Source organism: Kitasatospora sp. NPDC051705 (assembly GCF_044453265.1).
Taxonomy (GTDB): Bacteria; Actinomycetota; Actinomycetes; order Streptomycetales; family Streptomycetaceae; genus Kitasatospora.
Window position 1 is genome coordinate 1 of record NZ_JBITCO010000040.1, and the last position, 12,297, is coordinate 12,297.

At 74.4% G+C, this 12,297-nt stretch carries 5 protein-coding genes; 1 reads left to right on the forward strand and 4 read right to left on the reverse strand.

Annotated elements, in window-relative coordinates:
• A partial coding sequence (locus ACIA8Q_RS31710) for a condensation domain-containing protein (RefSeq protein ID WP_396318132.1) occupies positions 1–2,276 on the reverse strand: 2,276 nt, incomplete at its 3' end.
• Positions 2,277–2,361: 85 nt separating this feature from the next.
• A complete protein-coding gene (sbnA, locus tag ACIA8Q_RS31715) occupies positions 2,362–3,399 on the reverse strand; it encodes a 2,3-diaminopropionate biosynthesis protein SbnA (RefSeq protein ID WP_360211127.1) in 1,038 nt (345 codons plus the stop codon).
• 223 nt (positions 3,400–3,622) lie between these two features.
• On the opposite strand from sbnA, the gene ACIA8Q_RS31720 reads away from it, so the two are divergent.
• Positions 3,623–10,771, forward strand: a complete 7,149-nt coding sequence (locus ACIA8Q_RS31720) for an amino acid adenylation domain-containing protein (RefSeq protein WP_396318133.1) — start codon at positions 3,623–3,625, stop codon at positions 10,769–10,771.
• Between the two features lie 171 nt (positions 10,772–10,942).
• On the opposite strand, the gene ACIA8Q_RS31725 is transcribed toward ACIA8Q_RS31720, so the two are convergent.
• Entirely contained in the window at positions 10,943–11,623 is a 681-nt protein-coding gene (locus ACIA8Q_RS31725) for an AfsR/SARP family transcriptional regulator (RefSeq protein ID WP_360211131.1), read from the reverse strand.
• A gap of 214 nt (positions 11,624–11,837) precedes the next feature.
• Entirely contained in the window at positions 11,838–12,128 is a 291-nt protein-coding gene (locus ACIA8Q_RS31730; protein ID WP_360211133.1) for a helix-turn-helix transcriptional regulator, read from the reverse strand.
• Between the last annotated feature and the right edge of the window lie 169 nt (positions 12,129–12,297).

The following is a 12,297-nucleotide window of genomic DNA, read 5'->3' on the forward strand; positions in this document are numbered from 1 at the left end:
GCGTTCATCATCGGGATGTGCGGGTGGCGGTCGTGCCAGCGTCGGCAGAGGTCGGCGGGCAGGGCCTCGCCGGTGACCATCAGCCAGCGCAGGTCGGGGAGTTGCGGCGCGGTGCCGTCCACGTCCCAGGCGTCGAGGGCGGCGCGCAGGAGGGAGGGGACGACCTCCAGGACGGCGATCCGCTCGTCGCGGGCCATCCCGAACAGGGCGGTCGGGTCGGCGGCCATCTCGGTGCCGGAGACCCGGACGGTGCCGCCGACGACGAGCGGGGCCAGCATCTGCCAGACCGACACGTCGAAGGTGAGCGGGGCGTTCTGGACGACGCCCTCGCCCTCGGTGAGCGAGAGGTCGTCGACCTTGGCCCAGAGGTGGTTCATCATCCCGGAGCGCTGCACCATCGCGCCCTTGGGCTTCCCGGTGGAGCCGGAGGTGAACATCACGTAGGCGAGGTCCAGGCCCTGGCCGCGGGTCGGCAGGGCCGCACCGGCGATGCCGTCGGCCGGGTCGGTCAGCGGCAGCACGGCGGCCGCCCCGGCGGCGACCTCGGCGGCCTGGTCCCGGTACCCGGCGCCGGCCAGCAGGTGGCGGGCGCCGCTGTCGGTCAGCAGCCCGGTGTTGCGGGCGGCCGGGGCGGTCGGGTCGAGCGGCAGGTAGGCGCCGCCCGCGGCCAGGACGGCCAGGACGCCGGTGACGAAGGGGACGCCGGGCTCGGCGTACATCGCCACCACCGAACCGGTGGTGACCCCGGCGTCGCCCAGCCGGGCGGCCAGGCCGCCCGCGCGGGCGAGCAGCTCGCGGTAGGTGATCCGCTCGGTGCCGTCGGCCGCGGCGACCGCGTCCGGCCGGGCGGCCGCGACGTCGCGGATCCGCTCCACCAGTCCCTGGTCGGCGGCGGCGCCGCGGTCCCAGCCGCCGAGCAGGCCGAGCTGCTCGCCGGTGGCGCCCAGGCCCACCTGGCCCAGCGGGCGGTCCGCCGGCATGGTGGCGAGGGTGCCGAGGAAGGTCTCGAACCGGGCCAGGTGGGTGGCGAGTTCGGCGGCGTCGTACAGCTCGGGGTTGCCGTCGAGGTGGATCTCGACGGTGCCGTCGTCCGCGTTGAGGACCGTCATGATGAGGTCCTTGACGATGCCCGTGGACAGGTTGACCACGACCCCGCGGCAGCCCTCGCCGAAGGCCAGCTCCGGGTCCTGGTTGAGCACGTTGATGAACGGGCCGAAGGCGCGCTGGTCGTCGATCCGCAGACCGATGTCGCGGCGCACCCGGTCCCCGCGGTAGCGCTGGTGCTTCAGGGTGCCGGCGACCTCGATCCAGGCCGCGCGCAGCAGCTCGGTGCGGGTCATCTCCGGGCGCACCCGGACGGCCAGCGGCAGGTAGTTGGCGAGCATGCCGGGGATCTCGCGGCTGACCGCGCCGACCCGGCCGGTGACCGGCAGGGTGAGCAGCGGCGCCGGGACGCCGGTGACGCGCTGGGTGTAGGCGGCCATCGCGGCGACCATCAGGACCGGCATGGTGACCTTGCCGTCCTGGGCGAGGGCGTGCAGCGCGGCGGTGGTCTCCGGGGAGAGCCGGGCGGTCTCGCGCAGGGCGACCCGGCCGGGGGCCGGCTCCTGCTCGGAGAGCGACACCAGCTCGGGCACCGCGCCGTGCCGGGCGGAGGTGAGCCGGTCCGTCCAGTAGGCGCGGTCCTTCTCGACGCTGGTGGAGTCGAGGTACTTGCGCTCGGCGTCCAGCAGCCGGTGGAAGGCCGGCATGGCGTCGGCGTCCAGCTCGTCCGGGCCCTCGCCGGCGGCCAGCCGGGTGTAGACGGCGGAGAGCTTCGGGTACAGCAGCGAGCGGCTGAACCCGTCCGCGAGGATGTGGTGCATGCACAGGTAGAGCAGGTGCCGTTCGGCGTCCAGGGTGATCAGGGCGCCGCGGAACAGCGGGAAGTCGGTGACCTTCATCGGGTCGGCGTGGTCCGCCCGCATCCAGCGCTCGGCGGCCGCCAGCGGGTCCGCCTCGCCGCTGAGGTCCACCGTCCTGAGCGGGATCTGCGCGAGCGGGCGGATGATCTGGCCCGGCGCGCCGTCCTCCTCGACGAACTGGACGCGCAGCCCCTCGGCCTCGTGGCCGAGGCGCTGCAGCGCCCGTCCGAGCAGCTCGGGGTCGAGCGGCCCGCGGATGTCGATGTAGTCCGCCATGTTGTAGGCCAGCGGCCCGTCGGCGAACTGCTCGTCGAACCAGATCTCGGCCTGCGCCGCGGTCAGCGGCAGGACTGCGTTCCGGGTGGTGGTCACTGCTTTGCTCTCCGTCATCCTCGGCCTCGGCCCCGCCGCGACACTCTCGACCTCTGACACCGCTGTTCGCGCCCGTGCGGTCCGCTCAGCCGGACACGGGCTGCAGCCCGGCGGCGACGCCCGCCCCGAGCCCGCGGTGCTCGATCCCGGGCAGCAGGCCCTCCGGGCCGACCGTGTCGCGCACCCACGCGTCGTGGTAGACGGTGTCCATGTAGCGCTCGCCCAGGTCCGGGGCGATGGTCACGGCGGTGATCCGCTCGCGCACCCCGCCCGCGCCGTCGCCGTGGTGCTCGTCCAGCCAGCGCAGCGCCCCGCTGACGGCCGTCCCGGTGGACCCGCCGAACAGGAAGCCGCCGCGCATCAGCTCGCGGCAGGTGCGGACGGTGTCGGCCTCCTCGACGAGGATCGGGGCGTCGACCAGCGTGTCGTCGAGCAGCGGCGGACGGACGCTGGTGCCCAGGCCCGGGATGTGCCGGGTGGCCGGCGGGGTGCCGAAGGTGACCGAGCCGACGCTGTCGACCGGGATCACCCGCACCGAGGGGCGCCTCTCGCGGAAGTACCGGGCGCAGCCCATCAGGGTCCCGGTGGTGCCCGCGCCGACGAACAGCACGTTCAGGTCCGGGAACTCGCGGGCGATGGCCGGCGCGGTGGTCCGGTAGTGGGCCATCCAGTTCCCCGGGCTCAGGTACTGGTTCAGCCAGACCCGCTTCTCGTCGGCGGCGAGCAGCGCCTTGACGTGGCGGATCCGGGCACCGAGGAGGCCCTCGGTCTCGTGCGGCACGTCGATCAGGTGCACCTCGGCGCCGTACGACTCCATGGTGCGCCTGGTCACCTCGTTGCAGCGCGAGTCGGTGACACAGATGAACTTGTAGCCGCGGCTGGCGGCGAGCACGCTCAGGGCGACGCCCATGTTCCCGGAGGACGACTCCACCAGGGTCGAGCCGGGGCCGAGCACCCCGGCGGCCTCGGCCTGGGCGACCATCTCCCGGGCGGCCTTCAGCTTGATGGACCCGGCGAAGTTGAACCCTTCGACTTTCAGGAAGAGACGGTGCCCGAAGAACGGCTGCAGATTCACGAAGAGGTCGCTGACCTCGAATTCGTGCGACGCGGAAATGACCGGCACTTGGAGACTCCTGGCCTTCGGTAACGAATTAGCCTCGGCGGCAAGCCTCTCGTCGCGCGCTGACGAGGGGCTGACGGATTGCTGACGGGGCCCGCCACCAGGGTTTCGGGCCGCCGGGGAGCCGCGCGTCAGCGGTCCGTCAGTTGCCGGTCAGTTGCCCGTCAGCGCCATCGGAAAACGTTTGTTATTCCGCACCATGCAGGCCTTCCATGAGGAGCCCGGTTTGAATCGGCCGTCCGCCATCAGTGAAGTCCTCCCGCTCTCGCCGCTGCAACAGGGACTGCTCTTTCTCTCGGAGTACGACCGCGAGGGGACGGACGTCTACACCATTCAGCTGGTGCTCGACCTCGAGGAGCTGACCGACGCCGACGCCGCAGCGCTGCGCACCGCGGCCGGCCTCCTCCTGGAACGGCACCCCAACCTGAAGGCCTGCTTCCGGCACCGCAAGAACGGCGAGGCGATCCAGGTCGTCCCCACCTCCGTCGAGCTGCCCTGGCGGGAGGTCGCGGTGACGGCCGCCCCGGCGGGGCCGGAGGAGGAGTTCGACCGGCTCGCCGAGGAGGACCGGCTGCGCCGCTTCGACCTCGCCCGCCCGCCGCTGCAGCGGATCACCCTGGCCCGTGCCGGGGGCGGCCGCTGCCGGCTGATCTGGACCGTCCACCACATCCTGGTGGACGGCTGGTCGATGGTCTCGCTGATCGGCGAACTCGCCGCGCTCGCAGAGGAGTTGAAGGCCGGCGGTACGCCGTCGAAGGAGCCGCGCACCGGCGCCGCCCGCTACCAGGCGCACCTGGCCTGGCTCGGCGCGCAGGACAAGGAGGCCGCCCGGCGGGCCTGGACCGGCGCCCTGGCCGGAGTGGTCGACCCGACCCGGCTGGTGCCGGCGGGCCGGGCCCGGGCCGAGGGGGCCGGCGCGCTGCCGCAGGCCGTCCCGCTGGACCTGACCCCCGAGGTCTCGGCCGCGCTGACCGCCTTCGCCCGCTCGCGCGGTCTGACCGTCAACGCCGTGGTGCAGGGCTGCTGGGCGCTGCTGCTGTCCCGGCTGACCGGCCAGGACACGGTGCTGTTCGGCGCGGTCACCTCCGGCCGCCCGGCCGAGGTCCCGGACGTCGAGCGGATGGTGGGCCTGTTCGCCAACACCCTGCCCGTCCGGGTGGACGTCGACCCGGCCCGCACCCCGGCCGAGCTCTTCGCCGACGTGCAGCGCTCGCAGGCCGACCTGCTGGCGCACGAGCACCTGACCCTGGCGGAGGTCCAGCAGCTGACCGCCGTGCGCGGCGAACTCTTCGACACCGCCCTGATGTTCCAGAACTACCCGATGGGCGGCCTGCCGCTGGCCACCGCCGGCGGCCCCCGGGTGACCGGCGCCGACGTCCGCTCCGCCACGCACTTCCCGCTCACCCTGACCGTCTTCCCCGGCACCCCGTTCGGCCTCGCGGTCAACCACGTGCCGGCGCTGGTGGACCGGGCGGAGGCCGAGCTGGTCGGGCGGCGCTTCGCCCGGCTGCTGGCCGCCGCGGTCACCGCGCCCGACGAGCCCTGCGGCCGGCTGGACGTGCTGGACGAGGCCGAACGGGACCGGGTCACCGAGGACCGCAACGCCACCGCGACGCCGCTGTCCGGGCACTGGCTGGCCCCGCTGCTGGACGCCCGGGCCGCCCTCGCCCCCGACGCCCCCGCGGTCCGCTGCGGCGACGAGCGGCTGACCTACCGCCGGCTCCACGAGCGCGCCGACGAACTGGCGGCCGCGCTGACCGCCGCCGGCGCCGGGCCCGAGCAGGTCGTGGCGATCGCGCTGGACCGCTCCTGCGACCTGGTGGTGGCCGCCCTGGCCGTCCTCAAGTCCGGTGCCGCCTACCTGCCGCTGGACCCGGACTACCCGGTCGACCGGCTGCGCTACATGCTGGCCGACGCCGCCCCGGTGGTCACCCTCACCCACCGCCGGGTCCGCGAGCTCCTCACCGCGGACGGCGGCTCGGCCACCGGCGAGCTGTGGGTGCTGGACGGCACGGAGACCGGGGCCGGTGCGCACGGGCAGCGCGCACGCACGGCCCCGCTCGCCGACCACCCCGCGTACGTGATCTACACCTCGGGCTCCACCGGCCGCCCCAAGGGCGTGGTGGTGCCGCACGGCGCCCTGGTCAACCTGGTCGAGGACATGGTCGCCCGCTTCGCGGTGACCCCCGCCGACCGCTTCCTCGCCGTCACCACCTTCGGCTTCGACATCGCCAACCTGGAGCTGTTCGTCCCGCTCGCCGCCGGCGCCGAACTGCTGGTCGCCGACCGCGGGACGGTCCGCGACCCGGCCGCGCTGGCCGACGCCGTCACCGGGCTGGACGCCACCCTGCTGCAGGCCACCCCCAGCCTCTGGCAGTCGCTGGCCGCCGACCACGCCCCCCGGCTGGCCGGGCTGCGCGCCCTGGTCGGCGGCGAGGCGCTGCCCGAACCCCTGGCCCGTACGCTCACCGCGCACTGCGCGTCGGTGACCAACGTGTACGGCCCGACCGAGACCACCATCTGGTCCACCGCCGCACCCCTGACCGACCCCGAGGCCGGCCCGCCGCCGATCGGCGGCCCCATCGCCAACACCCGGGTGTACGTCCTGGACGGCGCGCTGCGCCCGGTGCCCGACGGCACCTTCGGCGACCTCTACATCGCCGGCACCGGCCTGGCCCGCGGCTACCTGGGCCGGGCCGGCCTGACCGCCGAGCGCTTCGTCGCGGACCCGTACGGGCCGTCCGGCGCGCGGATGTACCGCACCGGCGACATCGTCCGCTGGGACGCCGCCGGCGCCGCCCTGGAGTACGCGGGGCGCAGCGACCACCAGGTGAAGATCCGTGGCTACCGCATCGAGCTCGGCGAGATCGAGTCCGTGCTCGCGGCGCAGCCCGGAGTGACGCGGGCCGTCGTCACGGCCCGCACCGACCGGGCGGGGGACGCCCGCCTGGTCGCCTATGTCGTACCGGCAGGGATCGACCGCGACCGGTTGCGGGAGCGGGCGTCATCGGTGCTGCCCACGCACATGGTCCCTGCCGTGTACGTTCCCTTGGACGATCTGCCGCTGACCCCCAACGGCAAGATCGACCGCAAGGCCCTGCCCGCCCCGCCGGACGAGCGGGCGGGCACCGGGCGCGCGCCCGTGGGCGAACGCGAGGAGCTGCTCTGCGCGGTCTTCGCCGAGGCCCTCGGCCTCGACCGGGTCGGCGCGGACGACGACTTCTTCGAGCTGGGCGGCCACTCGCTGTCCGCGACGAGGGTCGCCAACCGGCTGCGCGCCGCGCTCGGCGCCGACGTCCCGGTGCGGGCGCTGTTCGACGCCCGGACGGCCGAGGCGCTGGCCCGGGCCCTCGACCCGGAGGCGCCCGAGGCGGCCGGCGAACCGGCCGGCCCCCGGCGCCCCGCGCTGCGGGCCGTCCCCGACCGGCCGTCCTCGGTGCCGCTCTCGCACGCCCAGGAGCGGCTCTGGTTCCTGGACAAGATGGACGGCCCGACCGGCACCTACAACATCCCGCTGGCCGTGCGCCTCACCGGCCCGCTGGACGCCACCGCGCTCGCCGCCGCCGTCCGGGACGTGGTGGCCCGGCACGAGAGCCTGCGGACCGTCTTCGCCGAGGCCGACGGGCTGCCCTCGCAGCTGGTGCTCTCCCCCGGGGAGGCCGACGGGGCCGGCGCCCGGCTGGTCGTGGTGGACCTCGCCGAATCGGAGCCGGGCGCGCTCGGGGCGGCACTGGCCGCCGAGGCCGCCCACCCCTTCGAGCTCTCGGCCCAGGTGCCGCTGCGGGCCCGGCTGTTCGTGCTCGGCCCGGACGACCACGCACTGGCCCTGACGGTGCACCACATCGCCGCCGACGGCTGGTCGCTCGGCCCGCTCGCCCGGGACCTCTCCACGGCCTACCGGGCCCGGCTGGCCGGTGCCGCACCCGGCTGGGAGCCGCTGCCGGTGCAGTACGCCGACCACGCGCTGTGGCAGCGCGAACTGCTCGGCTCCAAGGACGACCCGGACAGCCTGGCCAGCGCCGAACTCGCGCACTGGCGCGAGGCGCTGGCGGGCATCCCGGAGGAGCTGGAGCTGCCCACCGACTTCCCGCGGCCGGCCCGGGCCGGGCACCGCGGCGGCGAGGTCGGGTGCACCGTGCCCGCGCCGACCCACGCCCGGCTCGCCGAGCTGGCCCGGCGCGGCGGCGCGAGCCTGTTCATGGCCGTCCAGGCCGGTCTCGCCGCCTTGCTCACCCGGCTCGGCGCGGGCACCGACATCCCGCTCGGCAGCCCGGTGGCGGGGCGCACCGACGACGCCGTCCGCGACCTGGTCGGCTTCTTCGTCAACACCGTGGTGCTGCGCACCGACACCTCGGGCGACCCGAGCTTCACCGACCTGCTCGGGCGGGTCCGGGAGAGCGACCTGACCGCCTACGCGCACGCCGAGCTGCCCTTCGAGCACCTCGTCGAGGAGCTCAACCCGGTCCGCTCGATGGGCCGGCAGCCGCTCTTCCAGGTGATCCTGGCCTTCGAGAACAGCGCCGACCCGCTGCCCGCGATGCCCGGCCTGACCGCCGAGGTGCTGCCGGTCGGCTCCACCACGGCCAAGTTCGACCTGTCCTTCCAGGTGCTGGAGCGGACCGGCCCGGACGGCTCCCCGGCCGGGCTGGACATCCGCCTGGAGTACCGCGAGGACCTCTTCACCGGGGCGACGGCGGCCCGCCTCGCCGGGGCCCTGGCCACCCTGCTCGGCTCCGCGGCCGGCACCCCCGACGCCCCGCTCAGCGCCCTCGACCTGCTCACCGCCGAGGAGCGGCGGGTCCTGCTGGAGGAGTGGGCCGGCCCGACCGCCCCGCTCACCCCGGTCACCCTGACGGAGCTGTTCGAGGGCCTGGCCGCCGCGGACCCGGAGCACCCGGCCCTGATCGGCCCCGACGGCGTGCCGGCCGGACCGGCCACCATGCGGCTGTCCTACGCGGCGCTCAACGAGCGGGCCAACCGGCTCGCCCACCTGCTGCTGGAGCGCCGGGTCGGCCCGGGCGACGTGGTCGCGCTGGCCATGCCGCGCTCCGCGCCGCTGGTGGTCGCGCTGCTCGCGGTGCTGAAGACCGGCGCCGCCTACCTGCCGGTCGACCCGCAGTACCCGGCCGACCGGATCGCCTACATGCTGGGCGACGCGGCGCCCGCCCAGGTGCTGACCGTCGAGGCCGTCGCCGACCGGCTGCCCGGGCTGCCCGACGGCGTCGTGCCGCTGGTCCTGGACTCGCTCGCCACCCGCTCCGACCTGACCGGCCGGCCGGACCACGACCCCGTCGACGCCGAGCGCACCCGTCCGCTCGGGCCGGACGACGTCGCCTACGTGATCTACACCTCGGGCTCCACCGGCCGCCCCAAGGGCGTCGTGGTGCCGCACCGGGGGGCCGCCAACCTGGTCGCCAACCACCGGGCGCGGATGGGCGCCGGGCCGGACACCCGGGTGCTGCAGTTCGCCTCGTTCAGCTTCGACGCCACCGTGTGGGAGCTCGGGGTCTCGCTGTTCTCGGGCGGCACCCTGGTGTGCGCCACCGACGAGAGCAGGGTCTCCGGGGAGTTGCTGGGCGCGCTGCTCGCCGAGCACCGCGTCAACCACGTGGTGCTGCCGCCGACCGTGGTGGCCGGCCTGCCGGACGACGTGGTGCTGCCCGAGGGCCTGCACCTGCTGGTCGGCGGCGAGGCCTGCCCGCCCGCGCTGGTCGACCGCTTCGCCCCGCTGACCGAGTTCCGCAACGCCTACGGCCCGACCGAGGCCTCGGTCTGCGCGACCTGGAGCGACCCGCTGCTGCCGGGCAGCGGCCGCCCGCCGATCGGCCGCCCGCTGGACAACCACCGCCTGTACGTCCTGGACGCGGCGCTCGCGCCCGCGCCGGTCGGCGTCACCGGGGAGCTGTACATCGCCGGCACCGGCCTGGCGCACGGCTACCTGGGCCGCCCGGTCACCACGGCCGAGCGCTTCGTCGCCGACCCGTACGGCCCGGCCGGCACCCGGATGTACCGCACCGGCGACCTCGTGCGCTGGCGGGCCGACGGCACGCTCGACTACGTCGGCCGGGTCGACCACCAGGTCAAGCTGCGCGGCTTCCGGATCGAGCTCGGCGAGGTCGAGGCCGCGCTGGTGCGCCACCCGGTGGTGGTCCAGGCCGCGGTGCTGGTCGTCCCCTCGCCCACCGGGGTGCCCCAGCTGACCGGGTACGTGGTGCCGCTGCCCGGCGTCGCCGCCGTGGACGTGCCGGTGCTGCGCGCCTTCGTCGCCGAGTCGCTGCCCGCGCACATGGTGCCCGCGACCCTGGTGACGCTGCCCACGCTGCCGCTGACCGCGAACGGCAAGCTCGACACCCGCGCGCTGCCGGCCCCCGGCTCGGCGCCCGCGGCCGGCCGGGGCCCGGCGCAGCCGCCGAGCACCCCGGCCGAGGAGGCCATCGCGGGGGTCTTCGCCGAGATCCTCGGGCTGGACGGGATCGGCGCGGACGACGACTTCTTCGCCCTCGGCGGGGACAGCCTGCGCTCGGTGCAGATCGTCAGCCGGGCCGCCAAGGCCGGTTTCACGCTCTCGCTGGCCGACGTCTTCACGCACAAGACGGTGGCGGCGCTCGCCGCGGCCGCCCGGCCCTCCGGGCCGGCCCCGCGGGTGACGCAGGAGCTGCTGGAGCCGGTCCTGGCGATCCGCCCGACGGGCTCCGCCGAGCCGCTGTTCTGCGTGCACGGCGGGGTGGGCTTCGGCCTGCCGTACGCCGAACTGGCCCCGCACGTCGATCCGGACCGGCCGGTGTACGCGCTGCAGTCCGACGGCGTCGCGGCCGCCGAGGGGGAGTGGGACCGGCCGGAGAGCGTCGAGGAGCTGGCGGAGCTCTACCTGGCCAGGGTCCGCCGGGTGCAGCCGCACGGCCCGTACCACCTGCTGGGGTGGTCCTTCGGCGGCCTGGTGGCGCACCAGATGGCGGTCCGGCTGCAGGCGGAGGGCGAGCGGGTGGCCTTCCTGGCGGCGCTGGACGTCTTCCCGGTGCGCGAGGGGGACCACGACCCGACCGACGAGGAGATCCGCTCGGCCTTCCTCGCCCACCACGCCGCGGGGGCCGGCATCGACGACCGGGAGCTCGGCCGGCTGATGACGGTGATGCGCCACCACACCGACATCGCGCGGGAGTTCACGCCCGGGCGGTTCGACGGGTCGCTGCTGCTGTTCACCGCGGCGGACGAGGTCCAGGGCGCCCCGGCCGCCGAACTGGCCGACCGCTGGCGCGCGCACCTGACCGGTGCCCTCACCCTGCACGAAGTCCCGTGCGGGCACGAGGAGATGCTCGCCCCGGCGGCGGCCCGCCGGATCGGCGCGGTGGTCGACACCGGGCTGCGCGGGTCCTGAAACGCCCGGTGGCCGGGCCCGGGAGACCGGGCCCGGCCACCGCCGGAGCGACGCACGAGAACGACACGCGCCGGAACGACGCGCAAGAACGCCGGCGGCCCCTGACGGAGCCGCCGGCGGACGGGGCGAGCTGCCCTCGCCCCGGGAGTCACCCCGGGAGCTGTCCGGGACCTACAGGGAGGGATCCTGCATCAGGATCGCCTGGTAGAGGTGGTGGAGCCGGCGGCTCGGCTTGAGCCCCAGCTCCTCGTCGAGCCACTTCCGCGTGCGGTGGAAGATGTCGACGGCCTCGGACTGTCTGCCGCACCGGTAGAGCGCGATCATCAGCTGCTCGCTGAACCGCTCCCGTTCCGGGTACTGCGCGAGCAACTGCTTCAGCTCGGCCACCACCGCGGCGGCCTCGCCGGCCTGGAGCTGAGCCGCGATCAGGTCCTCGCGGGCCGTCTTGCGCTGTTCGTCCAGACGCAGCGCGACGGCCCGGCACCAGGGCCCGTCGCTCGTGTCGAGCAGGGCCGGTCCGCGCCACATCGCGAGTGCCCCGCGGAGCGTGTCCATGGCTTCGTACGGCCGGTCGCCGACCAGCTGCGCGCCCTTCTCCGCCGTCCGCAGGAACCGGTACGCGTCGACCGACTCCTCCGAGACGTTCAGCATGTATCCGTTGTCGACCGTGCGGATGACCTCCTGGTCCGGTCCCTCCAGGCCGAGCTCCGCCAAGGACTTGCGCATGCGCTTGACGTTGGCCTGCAGCGCGTTGCGTGCGTTCTTGAGCGGTGCCTCCCCCCACAGTTCGTCGATCAGCTCGTCGAACGCGACGACCTGGCCGGCGTTGAGCGCCAGCATGGTCAACATCACGCGGTTCTTCTTCGCCCTTAGACCTACTGTGCGTTGACCGTCGCCGATCAACAGTGGGCCCAAAATGGAGATGTACACCAATTTCCCCGTCCCTAGCGGTGAACTCCAGCCACAAGCTTTTCTGTTGAGACCTCAGGCCCGCCACTACGAACAGCGGTCGACTTGTTTAGGGGGGCCTGAAAATGGGGAAAAGCCTGGGTATCATTCGCGCTGGTCAAGTATCGGTCACACGTGGCTCGTGCGGCCATGTACCTTCGTACATGAGTTGGTGGACCTGGGCCACCAGCCCTACCTGAAGCCGCGACTCCACACCGAGCTTCGCCAGGATGTTGGCCACGTGGGCCTTCACCGTGCGCTCGGTGACGTGCAGTCGGGCGGCGATGCCGCGGTTGGAGTGCCCGGCCCCGATCAGGTCGAAGACCTGTCGTTCCCGTCCGGACAGCGTCCCGACCCGGTTGAGCTCCTCATGCCAGCGCGTCGAGGCGAGGCTGCCGTCACTGTGCATGGCCACCCCCCTGACCGCCCCCTGCTTCCCCGTTGTGCGGTTGCCGGCCCGCCTCCCCCCTCGGAAGGCTCTCACGCACCGGCGAACGCGCATGCGATTCTACAACTCCCGTAACAAACCACCACAGGATAGGTGGAGTCAAACACCTTGTCATGGCCGTTATCAGACG